This is a genomic window from Sporosarcina sp. FSL K6-3457, assembly GCF_038007285.1.
Classification (GTDB): domain Bacteria; phylum Bacillota; class Bacilli; order Bacillales_A; family Planococcaceae; genus Sporosarcina.
This window is the reverse complement of sequence record NZ_JBBOWX010000001.1, coordinates 3,205,345-3,226,615: the sequence shown is the minus strand read 5'-3', so window position 1 is coordinate 3,226,615 and position 21,271 is coordinate 3,205,345. Positions and strand designations below refer to the sequence as shown.

The 21,271-nt window shown below is 42.6% G+C and carries 18 protein-coding genes; all 18 read left to right on the top strand.

Going from position 1 to position 21,271, the window contains the following annotated elements; genetic code table 11:
* Positions 1–114: 114 nt before the first annotated feature.
* Positions 115–1,686, top strand: coding sequence for an ABC transporter ATP-binding protein (locus N1I80_RS15890; RefSeq protein ID WP_340738825.1), 1,572 nt, complete (start codon positions 115–117; stop codon positions 1,684–1,686).
* A complete protein-coding gene (locus N1I80_RS15885) occupies positions 1,676–2,722 on the top strand; it encodes an ABC transporter permease (protein WP_340738824.1) in 1,047 nt (348 codons plus the stop codon). Before N1I80_RS15890 ends, N1I80_RS15885 begins: the two co-directional genes overlap by 11 nt.
* 1 nt (position 2,723) lies before the next feature.
* Complete coding sequence (locus N1I80_RS15880) at positions 2,724–3,692, top strand: ABC transporter permease (RefSeq protein ID WP_340738823.1); 969 nt, start codon at positions 2,724–2,726, stop codon at positions 3,690–3,692.
* Positions 3,693–4,034: 342 nt separating this feature from the next.
* Positions 4,035–5,300, top strand: coding sequence for an EF-P 5-aminopentanol modification-associated protein YfmF (gene yfmF, locus N1I80_RS15875; protein ID WP_340738822.1), 1,266 nt, complete (start codon positions 4,035–4,037; stop codon positions 5,298–5,300).
* Between the two features lie 2 nt (positions 5,301–5,302).
* Positions 5,303–6,598 (top strand): EF-P 5-aminopentanol modification-associated protein YfmH, encoded by a 1,296-nt coding sequence (gene yfmH, locus N1I80_RS15870; RefSeq protein ID WP_340738821.1) that lies wholly within the window; start codon positions 5,303–5,305, stop codon positions 6,596–6,598.
* On the top strand, positions 6,598–7,335 hold the full coding sequence (ymfI, locus tag N1I80_RS15865; RefSeq protein WP_340738820.1) for an elongation factor P 5-aminopentanone reductase: 738 nt from the start codon (positions 6,598–6,600) through the stop codon (positions 7,333–7,335). The genes yfmH and ymfI overlap by 1 nt, the downstream gene beginning before the upstream one ends.
* A gap of 133 nt (positions 7,336–7,468) precedes the next feature.
* The gene (locus tag N1I80_RS15860; RefSeq protein ID WP_340738819.1) at positions 7,469–8,266 is read left to right on the top strand and encodes a DUF3388 domain-containing protein; all 798 of its coding nucleotides are present in this window, start codon (positions 7,469–7,471) and stop codon (positions 8,264–8,266) included.
* Positions 8,267–8,283: 17 nt separating this feature from the next.
* Complete coding sequence (locus tag N1I80_RS15855; RefSeq protein WP_340738818.1) at positions 8,284–9,168, top strand: helix-turn-helix domain-containing protein; 885 nt, start codon at positions 8,284–8,286, stop codon at positions 9,166–9,168.
* A gap of 49 nt (positions 9,169–9,217) precedes the next feature.
* Positions 9,218–9,796 (top strand): CDP-diacylglycerol--glycerol-3-phosphate 3-phosphatidyltransferase, encoded by a 579-nt coding sequence (pgsA, locus tag N1I80_RS15850; protein ID WP_340738817.1) that lies wholly within the window; start codon positions 9,218–9,220, stop codon positions 9,794–9,796.
* Between the two features lie 14 nt (positions 9,797–9,810).
* Positions 9,811–11,058, top strand: coding sequence for a competence/damage-inducible protein A (locus N1I80_RS15845; protein WP_340738816.1), 1,248 nt, complete (start codon positions 9,811–9,813; stop codon positions 11,056–11,058).
* Positions 11,059–11,308: 250 nt separating this feature from the next.
* A complete protein-coding gene (gene recA, locus N1I80_RS15840; RefSeq protein WP_340738815.1) occupies positions 11,309–12,373 on the top strand; it encodes a recombinase RecA in 1,065 nt (354 codons plus the stop codon).
* A gap of 219 nt (positions 12,374–12,592) precedes the next feature.
* Entirely contained in the window at positions 12,593–14,149 is a 1,557-nt protein-coding gene (gene rny / locus N1I80_RS15835) for a ribonuclease Y (protein ID WP_340738814.1), read from the top strand.
* A 62-nt stretch (positions 14,150–14,211) separates the two neighbouring features.
* Positions 14,212–15,009, top strand: coding sequence for a TIGR00282 family metallophosphoesterase (locus N1I80_RS15830; RefSeq protein WP_340738813.1), 798 nt, complete (start codon positions 14,212–14,214; stop codon positions 15,007–15,009).
* A gap of 86 nt (positions 15,010–15,095) precedes the next feature.
* Entirely contained in the window at positions 15,096–15,362 is a 267-nt protein-coding gene (locus tag N1I80_RS15825) for a stage V sporulation protein S (protein WP_340738812.1), read from the top strand.
* Between the two features lie 227 nt (positions 15,363–15,589).
* The gene (gene miaB, locus N1I80_RS15820) at positions 15,590–17,125 is read left to right on the top strand and encodes a tRNA (N6-isopentenyl adenosine(37)-C2)-methylthiotransferase MiaB (RefSeq protein WP_340738811.1); all 1,536 of its coding nucleotides are present in this window, start codon (positions 15,590–15,592) and stop codon (positions 17,123–17,125) included.
* Entirely contained in the window at positions 17,125–17,556 is a 432-nt protein-coding gene (locus tag N1I80_RS15815) for a RicAFT regulatory complex protein RicA family protein (RefSeq protein WP_340738810.1), read from the top strand. The genes miaB and N1I80_RS15815 overlap by 1 nt, the downstream gene beginning before the upstream one ends.
* 155 nt (positions 17,557–17,711) lie before the next feature.
* On the top strand, positions 17,712–18,266 hold the full coding sequence (cotE, locus tag N1I80_RS15810; protein WP_340738809.1) for an outer spore coat protein CotE: 555 nt from the start codon (positions 17,712–17,714) through the stop codon (positions 18,264–18,266).
* Positions 18,267–18,572: 306 nt separating this feature from the next.
* Entirely contained in the window at positions 18,573–21,167 is a 2,595-nt protein-coding gene (gene mutS, locus N1I80_RS15805; protein WP_340738808.1) for a DNA mismatch repair protein MutS, read from the top strand.
* The last annotated feature ends 104 nt before the right edge of the window (positions 21,168–21,271 follow it).

Here is a 21,271-nt window from a genome sequence, read left to right as displayed (position 1 = left end):
ATCATTTCATGATGAGACAACAATTTAAATTAATAGACGAAAAGATTCCTCACACGGAATCTTTTCATGTGTCAATTTAATTTTATTAAACCCAAACGCGAGGAAGTGAATCCATTGGAATATGTTATTGAAATGCTAAATATAAGAAAAGAATTCGGTACCTTTGTCGCAAATGATAATATTACGCTTCAGCTTGAAAAAGGTGAAATTCATGCGCTGTTAGGCGAAAATGGTGCAGGGAAATCAACATTGATGAACGTTCTTTTTGGCTTATATCAACCGGAGGGTGGGGAAATCCGGGTACGTGGTCAAAAGGTCGATATCACCAATCCGAATGTCGCAAATGATCTTGGTATCGGTATGGTGCATCAACATTTCATGCTTGTTGAAAATCTAACAGTTACTGAAAATATCATTTTAGGTAATGAGCCGAAAAAAATGGGTGTCATCAACATTAAAGAAGCTGCGAAAAAGGTTGCAGAAATTTCGGAACTGTATGGTCTGGATGTTGATCCTAATGCCAAAATCGAAGATATATCTGTTGGTATGCAACAGCGTGTAGAGATATTGAAAACATTATATCGGGGTGCTGAAATCCTTATTTTCGATGAACCGACAGCTTCTTTGACACCGCAGGAAATCGATGAATTGATTGCGATTATGAAAAAGCTCATTGAAGAAGGAAAATCAATTATCATCATCACGCATAAGCTTCAGGAAATTATGGATGTGTCTGACCGTGTGACGGTCATCCGTAAAGGGCAAGGGATTGGAACGGTTATTACCGCTGAAACAGATCCTGAAGAATTGGCGACATTGATGGTCGGGCGTCAGGTGACGTTCAAGACGGAAAAAGGTCCTTCAAACCCAAAGAATGAAGTATTACATATTGAAAATCTTGTTGTAGAAGATTATCGGGGTGTCGCAAAGGTGAAGGGGCTGAACCTTTCTGTGCGAAGAGGAGAAATTGTTGGAATTGCTGGGATTGACGGCAACGGACAAACTGAACTTATTGAGGCAATCACCGGGCTGCGTAAAGTCAAAAGTGGAAAAATCACAATCAATTCAAAAGATGTAACGGGTAAAAAACCAAGAGAAATTACTGAAACAGGTGTCGGTCATATTCCACAGGATCGTCATAAGCATGGTCTTGTACTGGACTTTACTGTCGGTTACAATGGCGCTTTACAATCGTATTATCATGAGCCACTTTCGAAAAATGGCATTATGAAGTACAAAGTAGTGTCAGAAAAAGCGAAAGAAATTATCGATGCTTATGATGTTAGGACGCAAGGTGAACATGAATTGGCAAGAGCACTTTCTGGCGGTAATCAGCAGAAGCTTATTATTGGACGTGAAGTGGAACGGAATCCGGATCTCTTGATTGCTGCGTTGCCGACACGTGGACTCGACGTTGGTGCGATTGAGTTCATCCATAAAAGACTGATTGAACAGCGAGACAACGGGAAAGCAGTTTTACTGATTTCCTTTGAGCTAGATGAGGTGATAAACGTTTCCGACCGAATCGCCGTCATTTATGATGGTGAAATTGTCGATGTAGTTAGCCCGGCTGAAACGTCTGAGCAAGAACTAGGGTTGCTTATGGCGGGACATTCAAAAACGGAGATGGCTGTAGTAGGGAACGAAGTTGTAGTGAAAGAAGGTGATGATCGCAATGTCAAATAGAGCTATCAATCTCCTTGTACCTATTATTTCCATTATGCTAGGCTTGCTTGTTGGGGCGGTCGTCATGCTATTCAGTGGATATGATCCAATTCAAGGATATATCGCTTTATGGGAAGGTATTTTTGGGGATGCCTATGCGATTGGTGAAACAATCAGGCAAATTAGTCCATACATTTTAGCAGGCCTTGCAGTGGCATTTGCATTCCGTACAGGTTTGTTCAACATCGGGGTAGAAGGGCAGCTGATTGTTGGTTGGTTCGCGGCGGCTTATGTCGGCGTTGCATTTGAATTACCGAAAATTATTCACTTGCCGCTTGCATTGCTTGCTGCCGCTGTTGCAGGTGCACTTTGGGGACTTATCCCAGGTATTTTAAAAGCAACATTACGTGTTCATGAAGTTATCGTCACAATTATGATGAACTATATTGCGCTTCATACGGTGAACGCACTTATTAAAGCCGTTTCAGATGGCGGTTATAAAACGGCATCGATTCATCAGACCGCCTCGCTACGGTCCGAATTTTTATCTAACTTAACGGACTTTTCCACACTTCACTACGGTATTCTCGTTGCACTTGCGATGGTTGTTGTGATGTGGTTTATCTTAGAAAAAACGAAAACGGGATATGAGCTAAAGGCGGTTGGTTTTAATGACCATGCATCCCAATACGCTGGGATGAGTGTGAAAAAGAACATTATACTTTCTATGGTCATTTCGGGTGCATTTGCCGGACTTGGTGGAGCGATGGAAGCGCTCGGTACATTTGGTTATATGGCGTCCCGTGGTGGCTTTACGGGTATCGGATTCGACGGGATTGCGGTTGCGCTGTTAGGTGCGAATACACCGCTTGGCGTCATATTTGGTGCTTCATTATTCGGGTCATTGAAATATGGCGCAGGCAATATGCCAAATGCAGCCGGAGTTCCGATTGAAATTGTTTCCATTGTTATTGCACTCATCATTTTCTTCGTTGCGTCTGGCTATATCATTCGTGTAGTTCTAGGCCGGATGAATAAGAAAAAGGAGGCAAAGTGATATGAGTTTTCAGGAAATACTTGCATTGCTTTATTTCATCGTTCCGATTTCGATTGCTTATGCCGCGCCTCTTATTTTCACGGCAATAGGCGGTGTGTTCTCTGAACGCTCAGGTGTCGTGAATATCGGATTAGAAGGTCTCATGGTTATGGGAGCCTTCATCGGTATTTTGTTTAATCTAATTTATGCGGATACATTCGGTGCTTGGACACCGTGGCTTGCATTGCTTGTGGCGATGGTTGTTTCAGCACTATTCTCTATCATGCACGCGGTAGCATCTATTACTTTTCGTGCGGATCAAACGGTTTCAGGTGTAGCCATCAATATGCTCGGGATTGCGATTGCCTTGTTCACCGTGAAAATGATTTATGGTAAAGGGCAGACAGACTTTATACAACAGAGCATTCCACGCTTCAATGTTCCTGTATTACAAGATATTCCGTTTATTGGACCCTTGTTTTTCAAGGGAATATATGGTTCATCGTTGTTAGCAATAGGTGTGGCCATTCTTGCTTGGTTCATCATTTATAAAACACCTTTCGGCCTTCGTCTCCGTTCTGTTGGGGAGCACCCAATGGCTGCTGACACAATGGGAATCAACGTGGCTAAAATTCGCTATATTGGGGTCATCATTTCAGGTGGACTTGCTGGTATTGGTGGCGCGATTTATTCACAGACGATGACGAATGATTTTGGTCATGCGACAATCAATGGGCAAGGGTTTATGGCGCTTGCTGCAATGATTTTTGGGAAATGGCATCCGATTGGCGCAATGGGAGCTGCATTGTTCTTCGGATTTGCACAGGCACTCGCTATTAGTGCGCCTGGTATTAAGTTCCTAGCTAATGTACCAACTGTTTATTTGCATATTTTGCCTTATGTTTTGACAATCCTAGCTCTTGCAGGATTTATTGGAAGGGCGAATGCACCAAAAGCAAGTGGTCAACCATATATTAAAGGGAATCGGTAACTTGCTTCAGCAAGTTAAGCCTCCGGCGGATGTCATAGATTTTGAAAGGAGTGAAGGAAGGCAGTCTAAGTTCGCGACGTCCTGTCGCAACGACTGCATGACCTACATCCTGTATGCCTCAAGCGCAATTCAAAATCTAGACGCAATTAAGCCGAGACGTAATTGATTAAAGAAGCTGCCTCGTAGGTCCGCCAAATCGGACAACAGGCAGCTTTTTAACTCTCATCGCTATCGTTTTTTAATGAATTTGTAAGACTTTCGTCTGTTTATTTGCATATCTCGACAAATGGAATGTATAGTGAAGTGAGGATTCCGCATATTAACGAAAACAGAGGTGTTTGTATGTTTAAAAAAGTTGAGCTTCAAGAAGGCGTCACATTATATATCCGTCAATCAGACCAATTCAAAACGGTCAATTTCTCCGTGAAATGGAAGACGGCTCTCGATGAAAAGAAATCAGCACGGCGTGCCGTTTTGTCTAATGTCTTACAAGATTCGAATGGTCGATACCGGACACAAACTGCATTCCGCAATACATTAGACGAATTATATGGCACGGTACTTTACACGGATGTTGCCAAACGTGGCGAAACACATATTTTTTCGCTCTATGCTGAATGTGTGAATGATGAATACTTAGCGGAAGGCGGCGTTTTAGACGAGGTGCTAGGGCTCATCCAGACAACTATTTTTGACCCGAATTTTATAGACGGTCAGTTCGATGAAGCAATTGTCAACCGTGAAAAACGATCGGTCATCGAGCGAATTCGTTCACTGTATGATGATAAAACAAGATATGCCCAAAAGCGCATGCTCGAATTAATCCGACCGAATCATGCAGCATCTGCATCTTCATATGGTACGGAAGCAGATGTTGAAGCATTAACGTCGGCTGATTTAGTTACCGCATATAACGATATGTTGAATAATGATGAAATCGATATTTACATCGTGGGAGATATTGATGACAATGATATGATTGAAAAAATCAAATCTACGTTCACCTTTAATGCGCGTAAACGTCAATCACCTGTCCAGACGCTTGTAAATGAGACATTGGCTGTTCAACAGGTTAGAGAGCAACAGGATATGAAGCAAGGGAAATTACATCTAGGCTTCAGCACACCTGTGACATTCCGTCATCCAGACTATTCCAAAATGCAAGTGACAAATGGTGTTTTCGGTGCTTTTGCACATAGTAAGCTGTTTATGAATGTTCGTGAAAAGGAAAGTATGGCGTATTATGCGTCAAGTGCATACGCTTCCCATTACGGTTTGCTTTATGTTATGGCAGGCATTGATGCTGACCTTGAAGAGAAAGCTGTCAAGCTCATTAAAGAGCAACTGGTGGCACTTCAACAAGGAGATATAACTGAGTTAGAGCTTGAACAAACAAAAGCGTTATTGGCGAATGGCATTAAAAGTGCTTTTGACTCTGCCAGAGGGCAGATTGAAGTGTTCGATCAATACAAAGAGCAGGATGAGCATTTCACTGCGGAGAAATTAATTACTGGGTGGCAAGCAGTTACAAAAGAGGACGTCCAACAGATGGCTTCTGAAATTACGCTGGAAATTGTCTATCTGTTATCCGGCAAGGAGGCTAAGTAATTATGAGAAAAATCCATTTTGATAACTTACAGGAAACTTTATATAATGAAAAACTGTCGAACGGGCTTGATGTTTATATTTTACCGAAACGAGGATTTTCAAAAACGTTCGTGACGTTTACAACAAAATACGGTTCGATTGATCGGACATTTATTCCACGTGGTAAAGATGAAGAAGTAACTGTTCCGGATGGTATTGCTCATTTCCTAGAGCATAAAATGTTTGAAAAAGAAGATGGCGATGTGTTCCAGAAATTTAGTGTCAACGGAGCATCTGCTAATGCCTACACATCCTTTACAAGAACAGCTTATTTATTCTCTGCGACAGATAAGCTTTACGACAACACAGAAGTTCTTCTCGACTTCGTTCAAGAGCCGTATTTTACGAAAAAGACGGTTGATAAGGAAAAGGGGATTATTGCCCAGGAAATAACGATGTATGACGATGAACCCGATTGGAGGCTCTATTTTGGTACAATTGAAAATATGTATCAGGAGCACCCAGTGAAAATTGATATTGCGGGAACGGTTGAATCCATTCAAGACATTACAGCAGAGCATTTATATGAGTGCTATGAAACGTTTTATCATCCATCGAATATGGTGCTGTTTGTTGTTGGCGCGGTCGACCCAGAAGAGATGATGGCGTTTATCAAGTTTAACCAGGCTGCGAAAACATTTGAGGAGCCAGCAGATATCGTACGCATTTTCCCGACAGAAGGAAATGCAGCTACAATCGCTGAGCGAACACTCGCGATGGATATTTCTAAACCGAAATTCAATATGGGATTGAAGTGCAACAAAACAGATGTTGAAGGGGAAGAGATGCTAATTCAAGAGCTATCATCAGGTCTTGTGTTGGATCTGCTATTCGGTAGAACATCCGATTTCTATACAGCTGCTTATAATGAAGGGCTAATCGATGAGTCATTCTCTTATGATTTCACGCTTGAGAATGGATTTGGTTTTGCCATGGTAGGTTCTGATACGGAGCAGCCCGAACAACTCGAAAATGCCATCCGCAAAACACTACGAGATGCAATTGAAGCATGGCCAATTACCGATGTAGAACTCAATCGGATGCGTAAGAAGAAAATTGGGCAATTTATGCGCTCACTGAATTCACCGGAATTTATCGCTAACCAGTTTACGCGCTATGCGTTTAATAATATGAACTTGTTCGATGTTGTTCCGACGCTTGAAAAGTTGACGGTCGATAACTTGCAGGCCGCTTTCCAGACATTCGCTGATGAGAGTGGTCATACTGTCTATTCGGTTGTGCCAGCTGCTAAAGCCTAATGATTGAGCAACGGACATATTGCGTCGTACTCGGCGCGTCTGGTGGAATAGGTGAAGCGATTAGTCGCAAGTTAGCTGAGGCTGGTTGGTCGCTATATCTTCACTACAATAACAATGCGGTGCAAGTGAAGGATTTGCAGAGGGAATTAAGTACGGCTTACCCTCACGCGGACTTTCAAATCGTGCAAGCTGATTTTAGTACAGTGGATGGGGCAGATATACTCACAAAACAAGCCCGACGTGTAAGGGCTATTGTGGTCGCCAATGGTCAATCAATGTTGAAGTTATTGACAGAAACAACTGCTGAGGATATGGATGCATTATGGAAAGTCCATGTTCAAAATCCTGCTCGGTTTATTAGCTTAGTGTCGGATCAGTTACGCCAGTTGGATACTTCCTATGTTGTGTTCATTGGATCGATTTGGGGCAATACTGGTGCAGCAGGCGAAGTGATGTACTCCGCAGTCAAAGGGGCACAGCATGCATTTGTGAAAGCTTATGCTAAGGAGGCCGCATACTCAGGAACTCGTGTCAATGCAGTGGCACCTGGTTGGATTGAAACACGCATGAATAATGTAATTCCACTCGATGAACGGCAAATGGCAATGGATGAGATTCCATTGATGACGACCGGTACACCAGAGCATATCGCAGAGGCAGTTCATTTTTTGCTAAGTGGTAAAGCAGATTATATGACGGGTGAAATTATGAAAATCAATGGCGGTTGGTATATTTAACTTCATTACAGCAGGGGGAAAAGGGTTTTGAAATCCCCCTTTTTCTTTTTTCCTTTTCTTAATAGATATTATCCGTTATTATAGAACTATATTGCTGGTGATGCGTCCTACTAATCAAAGGGGTGAGTGTCGGATGGGTGAATGGTATCTTGAATACGAAGTACAAGTAAATCGACCAGGTCTTCTCGGTGATATTTCTTCGCTGCTGGGGATGCTGCGCGTCAATATTGTCACAATCAATGGCGTCGATGGCGGGCATCGTGGTATGTTATTGCGTACTGATAATGATGACCAAATTGAACGTTTTGCACAAATTGCTTCGACGATGGATACGATTCAAGTCAAGAAAATTCGTGAGCCAAAGCTGCGCGATATTTTAGCGGTCCGACATGGTCGTTATATCCAACGTGATGTAGATGAGCGGAAGACATTTCGATTCCTTCGAAGTGAACTAGGGATTCTTGTTGATTTTATGGCAGAAATATTCAAACAAGATGGCCATAAGCTAATTGGTATCCGTGGGATGCCGCGTGTCGGGAAGACAGAATCGGTAGTTGCAGCAAGTGTTTGTGCCAATAAGAAATGGATATTTCTATCTTCCACAATGATTAAGCAAACGGTGCGCAATAATTTGATGGGTGATGAGTTCTCCGAGGACAATATTTTCATCTTAGATGGTATTGTGACACGTCGAGCTGAGGATGAGCGTCATATGCAGCTGGTCAGAGAAATGATGCGGATGCCGACGATAAAAGTAGTGGAGCATCCAGACATGTTTGTGCAGCATTCTGAATATGACATTGAAGACTTTGATTATATTATTGAATTAAGAACCGACCCAGATCAGGAAATTACATATGATATGATGGAAAAAAACCATATGATGTCCGACCAGGGGACAATGGGTGGTTCGGGCTTATTTAACTTCTGACAGGGTAGGTGTTTAGAGTGACCGGATTAGGTGATCGTCTCAGAGAGGCGAGAACGGCAAAAGGATTTACATTGGATGATTTGCAGTCTATAACAAAAATACAGAAACGGTACCTTTCTGGTATCGAAAACGAAGACTACAGCATGATGCCAGGAGCATTCTATGTGCGTGCCTTCATTAAGCAGTACGCAGAGGCAGTAGGGTTGGAAGCGGATGAGATGCTGGCCCTGTATAAGGATAGCTCTCCTTCGATGATTACTGAAGAAGAGACCAATCAAATTTCCTCGACAACTATGACGCGGAAAAAAGGCTTAACGAGCAATAACCGATTAAATGAAATGATGCCGAAAGTAATTGTAGCTTTATTTATAATTGTCATTATTGTAGTTTTTTGGTTTCTTAAGCAAAATGTTGCATCTAATAAGCCGCCAGAAAGTTTTGAACAGGAACAGCCACCAGTTACCATTCAAAATAAGCCAGATTCCAACAAGGGTGAGGCGGGTAAGGTAGAGGAAAATCCTGAAGAAGAACCTGTCGAAGAGCCAGTCGAACCAGAGGAGCCTGAAAAACCGGAGCAGGTGCTTGCTTTTGAGGGGGCGAGTGGAGAAACGTCAACGTATGGACTAACTGCAGCAGAATCGTTCGAGCTAGAAATTCGGCTAACGGGTGGTTCATGGATTGGTATTCGAGATAATACTGGGAAAGAGTGGATGACGCCGCCAGAGGTTTATAAAGCTGGGGACGTGTTTACCTATAATGTGACGGCAACTGAATTTGTCCGAATTCGTGTGGGACGTCCTATGTCTACAGAAATCTATGTCAATGGTGAATTACTTGAGTACGGTGTAACACCGCAGGCAACAGTTCCGCAAAATATCGTGATTGAATACAGAAAACAGTAATAGTCATCTTTTAAGATGACTATTTTCTTTGAAAGGATAGGTGTTGATTATGAATTTACCAAACAAAATCACGGTGTCTCGTGTTTTACTTATTCCGGTTTTCATGGTTTTCATGCTCGTAGATTTTGGTTTTGGCACTGTGACAATTGTGGGTACTGACATACAGACAGGGCATTTCATTGGAGGGCTTATTTTTATTGTAGCCTCCATAACAGACTGGCTCGATGGGTATATCGCCCGAAAATATAAGCTTGTTACGAATATGGGGAAGTTCCTAGATCCACTTGCCGATAAACTATTAGTGTCAGCAGCATTTATTATTCTTGTTGAACTGGGGACAGCGCCTGCCTGGATTGTCATTATTATCATTAGCCGTGAGTTTGCGGTAACAGGACTACGCCTAATCCTTGCCGGTGGCGGTGAAGTTGTAGCAGCAAACCAGCTCGGAAAAATAAAGACAGTTGCACAAATTCTAGCGATTGTATCATTATTATTGAATAATATATTTTTTGAATCGATCGGTGTGCCATTTGGCATGATTATGCTGTATATTGCACTGATTTTTACAATCTGGTCAGGTGTGGATTATTTCTATAAAAACAGACGCGTATTGTTGGAGTCGATGTAAGGGGATGTTTATTCATGAAAGCTGAAATCATCGCGGTTGGATCTGAGTTATTGCTCGGTCAAATTACGAATACGAACGCTACATTCATTTCCTCTAAACTTGCGGAAATTGGCATCGATGTTTATTATCAAACGGTTGTTGGCGATAATCCAGCTCGATTGGACGAAGTAATTGATATTGCAAGGCAGCGCGCGGATATTTTAATTTTTACAGGTGGACTCGGGCCTACAAAAGATGACATGACTAAAGAAACGATTGTGAAGCATATCGGTACGACATTAGTGAGTGATGATGAAGCACTTCGCTATATTCAACAGTATTTTGAACGTAGTGGACGCGTTATGACGGACAATAATAAGAAGCAAGCACTTGTTTTTAAAGGAGCTACGGTGTTACCGAACCGCAAAGGGATGGCACCTGGAATGGCTGTAGAAAAAGATGGCGTGCGCTATATTTTGTTACCAGGACCGCCACATGAAATGGAGCCTATGTTTGCAAATGAGGCAATCCCATACTTGTTAGGTGTAACGGGGACGAGGGAAGTCATTACTTCACGTGTTCTAAAATTTTATGGAATTGGAGAGGCGGAGCTTGAATACCGCATCCAATCTATTTTAGAGAAACAAACGAATCCAACGGTTGCACCTTTAGCGACAGCTGATGCTGTTACCTTGCGTTTGACGGCAAAAGCTTATTCAGTTGAAGAAGCTATGGCGCTAATATCACCTGTAGAGGAAGAAATCCGTGCAGTCGTTGGAGAATTTATCTTCGGAATAGACGACGAAACGCTGTCCTCTAAAGCAGCAAAACTTCTCATTCAAAATGGTTGGACGATTGCGGCAGCGGAGAGTTTGACGGCCGGATTATTTATGGCAGAACTAGCCAGTGAGCCGGGTATTGGCTCATCACTTGAGGGAGGCATTGTGGTCTATAATGAGCAAGCGAAAGTTGTTCAGCTCGGTGTAGATCAGATGTTACTGGAGGAGTTTGGCATTGTCAGTGAAGAATGCGCAGCAGCTCTTGCCGTCAATGTCCAGCGTAAGTTTGGGTCGGATATCGGCGTTGGGCTTACAGGTGCGGCAGGTCCATCGCCACATGATGGGGAGCCTGTTGGTACGGTGTGGATCGGTATTAGCTTTAAAGACGAAGAGCCTAAAACCTATAAGTTGTTGTTATCGGGGTCAAGAAATACGAATCGACTAAGGGCAGCAAGATTTACCCTTTACTATCTCATTAAATATCTAACCGAAATAGAAGGATGAAATTAAAGTTTAACCCTTATTCTCAATTAAAAACTAATTTTACTCTATATTCTCATTTAAAACTTAGATTCACAGAATTATTTCGAATAAATGTTCGCTTTTTAGTTGAATATTTACGAATAACGGAGTATAGTGAAGATAGATAGAAAAGCGGAAGCGCCTGTTTAGGTGCTAGAGCTAGATAGTAAGAAAAACGTAGGGCATCTACTAGACACTAAAAAAAGAACATTATCTTGAGGGAGGAAATAATTTGAGCGATCGTAAAGCTGCTTTAGACATGGCGTTAAAACAAATTGAAAAGCAATTCGGTAAAGGGTCTGTTATGAAACTAGGTGAAAAGACCAATCTAGAAATCTCAACATCTTCAACGGGGTCTCTTGCACTTGATGCTGCACTTGGTGTAGGTGGCTATCCACGTGGACGTGTCATCGAAATCTATGGACCTGAAAGCTCCGGTAAAACGACAGTATCTCTTCATGCGATTGCGGAAGTGCAAGCAAATGGAGGGACAGCCGCATTTATCGATGCAGAGCATGCGCTCGATCCTATTTATGCAAGAAAATTAGGTGTGAATATTGATGAGTTACTTCTTTCTCAACCAGATACGGGTGAGCAAGCACTTGAAATTGCAGAAGCGCTTGTCCGAAGTGGCGCTGTTGATATAATTGTTGTCGACTCCGTTGCTGCACTTGTACCAAAAGCGGAAATTGAAGGGGAAATGGGCGATTCACACGTAGGACTGCAAGCTCGTCTTATGTCACAAGCCTTACGTAAACTTTCTGGTGCCATTAATAAGTCCAATACGCTAGCTGTATTCATTAACCAAATTCGTGAAAAAGTCGGTGTCATGTTCGGAAGTCCTGAAGTAACACCTGGTGGTCGTGCACTGAAATTCTATTCTTCTGTACGAATAGATGTACGACGGGGTGAAGCTATTAAACAGGGCAATGATATTGTTGGAAACAAGACGCGTATTCGTGTTGTGAAAAACAAAGTAGCACCACCGTTCCGAACAGCAGAAGTCGATATTATGTATGGTGAAGGGATTTCCCGAGAAGGTGAAGTTATCGATCTTGGTGTTGAAGTCGAGGTTGTCCAGAAGAGTGGATCTTGGTATTCCTATGAGGGAGAACGACTTGGACAAGGACGCGAGAATTCGAAACAATTCCTGAAAGAAAATCCTGCTGTCTGTGCAGAAATTTCCAACAAAATTCGTGAATCTTTCGGTCTTGCAAGTGCAAATTATATTATTGCAGGTCATGACGAAGACGATGAAGACGAAGAGTTGGAATTACTACTGGATGAAAAAGAATAAATAAAGCGAAAAGCCAATCTTCTTTTTATTAAGGGGATTGGCTTTTATTCTTGTGTAATAATATATAACGGAGGCTTATGAAACCTTGACATGTCATTTTCACACAGATACAATTAGAATTGTATAATTGAATACCTTAAAACTGATTTTGGCAGTATATTGTACGTGGATATACGAGCCGACTGAAAATGACAAGAATGACAGGAGGAGGTGACCTTAATGATAGTAAATATCATCTCCGTTTTGGTCGGTCTGCTCGTCGGTGCTGGTGTTACCTATTTGTTTAATAAGAACGTGAATGAGTCAAAAGTGACGGGTGCCAAACATACTGCAAAACAAATCGTTGAAGATGCGAAACGTGAAGCAGAAGCTCTGAAAAAAGAGGCACTTTTAGAAGCGAAGGATGAAACTCACAAACTGAGAATTGAAGCGGAATCAGAGATCCGGATAAGAAGATCGGAACTGCAAAAGCAGGAAAACCGTCTTTTACAACGGGAAGAAAATCATGACCGCAAGGATGATGCTCTAAACAAAAGAGAAGCAGGTCTGGAGCGTAAGGAAGAAACGCTAACCGGAAGACAACAGCATATCGAACAGATGGAACGCAAGGCGGAAGAACTTGTTGCCGTTCAACAGGCGGAACTTGAAAGAGTATCATCATTGACACGGGAAGAAGCAAAGAGAGTTATTTTGGGTGAAGTAGAGCAAGAACTTGCTACGGATATCGCTGTTATGACGAAAGAGTCAGAACAACGCGCGAAAGAGGAATCGGATAAGAAATCACGAGAAATTTTATCGCTTGCCTTGCAGCGTTTTGCAGCAGACCATGTTGCTGAAACAACAGTATCAGTCGTTAACTTACCGAACGATGAAATGAAAGGTCGAATCATTGGCCGTGAAGGACGTAATATTCGGACGCTTGAGACCTTGACTGGAATCGATCTAATTATTGATGATACGCCAGAAGCAGTTATTTTATCAGGCTTCGATCCAGTACGTCGAGAAACGGCACGCCTTGCATTAGAAAAACTTGTGCAAGATGGGCGAATTCATCCAGCGCGTATTGAGGAAATGGTAGATAAGTCAAGGCGTGAAGTGGATGAGCTAATTCGAGAAACAGGGGAGCAAACTTCCTTTGATGTAGGCGTCCATAATTTACACCCAGATCTTATCAAAATACTTGGACGATTGCGTTTCCGTACGAGCTATGGTCAGAACGTCTTGAAGCACTCAACAGAAGTGGCTTATCTTGCAGGGTTGTTAGCCGCTGAACTTGGTGAAGATGTGACACTTGCAAGACGTGCGGGGCTACTTCATGATATAGGAAAAGCGATTGACCATGAAGTAGAGGGTAGTCACGTTGAAATCGGTGTAGAGTTGGCAACGAAGTACAAAGAACATCCGGTTGTTATTAACAGTATTGCATCCCATCATGGGGATACAGAAGCGACATCAGTTATCGCTGTACTTGTCGCTGCGGCAGATGCTTTATCGGCTGCAAGACCGGGAGCACGTAGTGAAACCCTTGAAAACTATATCCGTAGATTACAAAAACTTGAGGAAATTTCAGAATCGTATGACGGGGTAGAGAAGTCATTTGCTATTCAAGCGGGTCGTGAAGTGCGAATTATCGTTCGTCCTGATCAGATTGATGATATTACAGCGCATCGACTAGCGAGGGATATTCGCAAGCGAATTGAAGAAGAACTTGATTATCCAGGTCATATTAAAGTAACAGTTATTCGCGAAACGCGGGCGGTTGAATACGCAAAATAAACAAAGGGGGCTTCCGTGTACTTCGGTCCGGAAGTCTCTTTTTTATTGGGAGAGAATTGTACATGAAAGTATTATTCATAGGTGATATTGTAGGTTCACCAGGACGGGATATGTTGTTTGATTATTTACCACGATTGAAACGGAAATTTAGCCCCGATGTTATCATTGCAAATGGTGAAAATGCAGCGTCAGGTCGAGGGATTACGAAGGCTATTTTCGATGATTTACTACGTGCTGGCGTAGATGTTGTAACAATGGGCAACCATACGTGGGATCAGAAGGAAATTTATGATTTTATCGACGACACGGATTACCTTATTCGCCCTGCGAACTTTTCGGATGAAGCGCCTGGCAGAGGGATGACGACAATTTCACGCAATGGTGTGACATTATCGATTATTAATTTACATGGACGTACATTTTTACCTCCGCATGGGGATCCGTTTGAAAAGGCCGATGAGTTAGTGGCGGAAGCGAAAGAAATTTCACCACTGGTTTTTGTCGATTTCCATGCGGAAGCGACAAGTGAGAAAATTGCGATGGGCTGGCATCTAGACGGTAAGGCCTCTGTCGTTGTAGGAACGCATACGCATGTCCAAACAGCGGATGACCGTATCTTGCCCGGAGGAACAGCCTATTTGACGGATGCAGGCATGACAGGCCCATATGATGAGATTTTGGGGATGAAAAAAGAAGATGTCATTTACCGTTTCCGAACGAATTTACCTGTCCGTTTCGAAGTTCCAAAAAATGGACGTACACAGTTAAATGGTCTTTTTGTAGAATTAGATGATCAAAGCGGGAAAGCATTAAAAGTCGAGCGAGTTAGTATTAATGAAGACCGTCCGCTCAAAGGATGATTCGCGTCTAAACATCGCCTCCGATTCATAGGATAGTGTATGGAGATATCGATTCCATAGACATCGGAAAATAAGGAGGAATAATGGTGAATCCATTGAAGGTATCATCTCGCTCGAATCCAAATTCTGTTGCAGGAGCACTTGTCGCAGTTATCCGGGATCAAGGTTATGCAGAAATGCAGGCGGTAGGTGCAGGTGCATTGAATCAGGCGGTAAAAGCAATTGCAATCGCGCGTGGATTTGTAGCTCCAAGTGGTGGGGATCTCATCTGTGCACCCGCCTTTACTGATATTGAGATTAACGGTGAGGGACGTACAGCATTGAAATTACTTGTTGAAAAACGAATACGCTAATTCGTTACATTAGATAAGTGAAGACCACGGTAGCATCAATTTCCGTGGTCTTTTAATAACGAAAAAAACTTTTGTAACTGTGACAAACAACCGACAAAGGGCTCTCGACTTGTACAGGCACTCTACAATTCAGTATAATGAAAGCGCATATGTTTATCTGAATTAAGCAGAAGTCCTACACTTCCATAAGTGGCGGGATAAGAGATCGTAGGAAAGGGGACTTTTTTATGAATGAGGAACAGCGTTTACACGCAGGACTTGTAAAATCGACAGAAGCAGTAGAAAAGGATTATAGTCAATATTTCCAAACAGTCTATACACCGCCTTCATTGAAGGACGCGAAAAAGCGGGGGAAAGAAGAAATTGCCTATCATGATGATTTCCATATAGACGAACGCTTCCGTGATATGGGGAACGGTCGGAAATTTTATATACGTACATACGGCTGTCAGATGAACGAACATGATACAGAAGTGATGGCAGGTATTTTTACGGGTCTAGGCTATGAAATAACCGATACTGTCGAAGATGCCAATGTTATTTTACTTAATACTTGTGCGATTCGTGAAAACGCGGAGAACAAAGTGTTTGGAGAGTTGGGGCATCTGAAATCGTTGAAGCGACGAAATCCGGATGTGCTCATTGGAGTATGCGGTTGTATGTCGCAAGAAGAATCTGTGGTTAATAAAATCCTGAAGACTTACGATCAAGTGGATATGATTTTCGGTACACATAATATCCATAGGCTACCTCATATTTTACATGAAGCCTACCTTTCAAAAGAAATGGTTATCGAAGTGTGGTCTAAAGAAGGGGATATCATTGAAAACCTTCCGAAGGTACGACACGGTAATATTAAGGCATGGGTCAATATTATGTACGGCTGCGATAAGTTTTGTACATATTGTATTGTCCCATACACGCGTGGCAAGGAACGGAGTAGACGACCAGAGGATATTATCCAAGAAGTACGTCAATTGGCGGCACAGGGCTATCGAGAAATCACAGTGTTGGGCCAAAACGTCAATGCGTATGGTAAGGATTTTGAGGATGTAGACTACAGATTTGGTAATTTGATGGATGATTTGCGGAAAATTGATATTGCGAGAATCCGTTTTACAACGAGTCATCCGCGTGACTTCGATGACCATTTAATTGAAGTACTTGCCAAAGGTGGCAATCTGGTCGATCATATTCATCTACCTGTTCAATCAGGTTCAAGTGATATTTTAAAAATTATGTCTAGAAAGTATACGCGCGAGCATTATCTCGAACTGGTCCGTAAAATAAAACAAGCGATTCCAAGTGTAACATTAACGACGGATATTATTGTAGGCTTCCCGAATGAAACGGACGAGCAGTTTGAAGAGACGATGTCATTGTATGAAGAAGTCGGCTTTGATATTGCTTATACGTATATTTATTCACCACGTGAAGGTACGCCGGCCGCCAATATGGTGGATAATGTGCCGATGGACGTGAAAAAAGAACGATTGCAGCGACTGAATAAGCTTGTCAATGATGGGTCAGCAGAAGCGATGAAGCTTTACAAAAATCAAATCGTTGAAGTGCTCGTCGAAGGGGAAAGTAAGAAGAATTCTGAAGTACTTGCGGGCTATACGGCGAAAAATAAATTGGTCAATTTTAAAGCACCACAATCCGTTATCGGGAAATTAGTAAATGTTAAAATAATAGAGGCCAAAACATGGTCACTCGACGGTGAATTTATAGGCGTTGTAGAAAAGGATAAGGTGATGAGTTAATGGAAAAGTTATATACAAAAGATGAGATTGTCGCAAAAGCGAATGAAATTGCTATGATGATTGCGAATACAGAAGAGGTCGAGTTTTTCAAGCGTGCAGAAGCTCAAATTAATGAAAACCAAAAAATTCGTGAAAATATCGCGAGTTTGAAAACATTACAAAAACAAGCTGTTAACTTTCAACAATATGGAAAAGATAAAGCACAGAATTTAGTTGAAGATAAAATCGATAAAATTCAAGCTGAAATTGATGAAGTTCCGATTGTCCAACAATTTAAGCAATCACAAATGGACGTCAATGATTTGCTACAACTTGTATCGAATGCGATTGCTAACGGTGTGACAGATGAAATTATGCGCTCAACAGGCGGCGACGTAACACGCGGAGAAACTGGCTCTTACATCAAAAACACAACATACGACAAACTATAAGAGGTCGGCAGGGAAAATTTCCTGCCGATTTTTTTCACTCTCTGGGCTTTTGTTGCATAGAATGGATTGAAGCGAATGGAGGAGGAGTCGAGCTGAAAAATTTACGTCAGATTGTAGCGAGGACTGTTATTGCTAAGGGGAAGCAGCGGACTGAGATGAAAGTGACGTTAAAGCCGCCGAATTGCCCAACGAGTATACTGGGCTGCTGGGTCATCAACCATACGCATCAGGCGAAAAAGGTTGGTAAATTTGTTGAGGTGACAGGTAAATTTGATGTCAACGTATGGTATTCTCATCAAGATCATTCAAAAACGTCTGTCTTCACAGAGTGTGTGACGTACAAAGAGCGGATTCGTTTACATTATCGGGATGAGCCAACGTCTGGCAAAGAGGAAATCATTGTAAATGTGGTCCAGCATCCGAATTGTACAGAAGCAATTATTTCAGAATGTGGAGAGAAATTTATCATTACGGTTGAACGTGAACTGATTGTGGATGTGATTGGTGAAACAAAACTTTGTGTTCTCGTCCATGAAAATAACTTTGAGGAAGAATGGTCATTTCGCGAGGAATCATCATCACTTAACCAGGAACATGGACATCATCACAATCATGGCAAACGACAAGAAAATAGGGAAGAGTCTAGGCAAGAAGGCAGGCCAGGACCTGGACACGATCATCCAAGAGGAAAAGATGCACCATCATTTTGAGAGCCGGCAAGTTTTACCGGCTTTTTTTTCGTCTAAGCGGAGGGAGTAAAGTCCTGATTCGCCGATAAATTGCTGGTAAGCGCCAATAACTAGGTTCTGAACGCCAATAAATGGTCTTCGGTCGCCAATAAACGATAGGTGAACGCTAATAACTAGGTTTCAAGCGCCAATAAATTCAAGTCACCCCAGCTCAGTTTTTTACAGAATGAGTAACAGGTGGTTTTTCTTATTTTGTAGATTTATTCAACAGATTACCATTGAGTACTGGTATAATGATAAAAAAAGTAACTGTAGTGAGGGTATCGAATGACAACACATACACCAATGATTCAGCAATATTTACAAGTGAAGGCACAGCATGAGGACGCATTTTTATTTTTCAGGCTGGGCGACTTTTATGAACTATTTTTTACGGATGCGACAGAGGCATCACAAATTCTTGAAATAACATTGACCAGCCGTGATGCCTCGGGGGGGCGTGAACGAATTCCGATGTGCGGCGTGCCGTATCATTCAGCAGCTGGCTATATCGAAACACTAGTCCGCAAAGGGCATAAAGTGGCGATTTGTGAACAAACAGAAGATCCGAAAACGGCGGTTGGCATCGTTAAACGAGAAGTCGTTCGAATTATTACACCGGGTACCATGACGGAAGGCAAAACGATTGATGCCAACACGAATCATTTCATCGGTGCTGTGGACAGCCTGGAGGGCGACCACTATGCACTCGCCTATCTTGACCTAGCGACGGGTGAAGGGAAAGTCGAACGTGTGGAAGGAGACGAACGGTCGTTAATCGCTGAAATCGAAGCGCTTGGCATGAGGGAAATCGTTGTCGGTGAAAGGCTCCATATCGCACTTAGTGATAGTATGGCAAAACGTAGTATCGTGTTATCTATTGAACATGGCGAAGAGCGTATTGAAACAGCGGGGTTGTTTGGCAATATTCCGGCGGCAGTAACAGAGGCATGTAGTATGCTCGTGTCCTATATTAAACGGACGCAAAAAACAGCACTCGATCATATCCGGCCGTTTGAATTTATCCAAAAGCAGGCGAAGCTATCTATCGATGCTAATTCTATGCGCAATCTGGAGTTGGTTCAATCGATTCGCAACGGCAGTAAAGAAGGTACATTGTATTGGCTGTTGGATGAAACCGTGACAGCGATGGGGGCACGCAAACTGAAAATGTGGATTCACCAGCCACTTGCCGACCAGACGATGATTGACAATCGACTCGAAACCGTGTCAGAGCTGATGGAAGAGTTTTTCTTAAGTGATGAGCTGAAGACGAATTTGAAGGAAGTTTATGATTTAGAGCGACTAGCCGGACGAATTTCGATGGGGAGTGCAAGTGGACGGGATTTGGCACAATTACGCAATTCCCTACGTCGTGTTCCGGAGGTTAAACGATTACTACAGGAAGCTCAGCGGCCGTTATTGAATAACTTTGCACAGCGCATTGATGTCTGCGAGGTAGCTTTAACAATGCTTGAAGCCTCCATTGCTGAAGATCCACCGTTATCCGTTAAAGAAGGTGGCGTCATTAAGGATGGTTATGACGCAAAACTCGACCAATACCGCGATGCCTCAAAAAATGGTAAGGCATGGCTAGCAGAACTGGAACGCGAGGAGCGCGAACGAACAGGCATTAAAACATTGAAAATAGGTTATAATCGCATCTTCGGCTACTTTATTGAAATTACGAAATCCAATATCCATCTTGCTGACTTAGAGCGTTATGAGCGCAAGCAGACGCTGGCCAATGCGGAGCGTTACATAACTCCTGAATTGAAGGACAAGGAAGATCTTATCCTCAATGCGGAAGCGGAAGGGCAGGAGCTTGAATATCGTCTATTCAGTACTGTTCGAGATAATATGAAAACGCATATTCGAAAAATCCAGCATCTTGCGAGTGTTTTGAGTGAATTGGATGTCCTTCTTTCATTCGCAGCTGTGTCGGAAAAACGGAACTATGTCAAGCCGGTATTCCAAGAAGGCATCGCCTTAGAAATTAAAAATGGCCGTCATCCTGTCGTTGAAAAGATGATGGATCATTCACTCTATGTGCCGAATAGCTGTAAATTGGCGGAGCAAGCCAATATGCTACTCATCACAGGGCCTAATATGTCCGGTAAAAGTACGTATATGCGACAAGTCGCACTCACGGTTGTCATGGCCCAAATCGGCTGCTACGTTCCCTGTGAGTATGCATATCTGCCTGTTACTGACCAGATTTTCACTCGTATTGGGGCAGCAGATGACCTTGCTTCTGGTCAGAGTACGTTCATGATGGAAATGATGGAGTCGCAACATGCCATCGCTAATGCAACGGAGAAAAGCCTGTTATTATTCGATGAAATCGGGCGAGGGACGTCAACCTATGACGGCATGGCGCTTGCGCAAGCGATGATGGAATATATTCATCATGAAATTGGGGCCAATACGCTGTTCTCCACACATTATCATGAATTGACCAATTTGGATAAAGAGCTATCTAGATTGGAAAATGTCCATGTTGCGGCAATGGAGCAGGATGGCAAAGTGGTGTTCCTTCATAAAGTGATGGCGGGACCAGCAGATAAGAGCTACGGGATTTACGTGGCGGAGCTTGCAGGTCTTCCAGCACCACTTCTGGAACGGGCAAAAAACCTATTAGCTACATTTGAAAGTACAGAGCAACTGGTGCCGATAGCTGATGAGCCAGAGCAGCTGACATTCTTTGATTTACAAAAAGAAGAACTGCCTATCAGGTCCACAGAGGAGCAGCAAGTACTTGATACATTAGCGAGCTATGATGTCTTAAATATGACGCCATTGCAAGCCTTCCAATATATTTATGAAATGAAAGAAAAGCTTAGTTCATCTGAATCCAGCGGAAGACCCCGTATCAATAAGTGATGAGATGAATGTAAGGGAATTTCATTCAGTAGTAGTTCAACGCTGTTGAATTCAGATGAAGCCTCCGGCGGATGTCATGGATTTTTATTGGAGATTAGAAGGCA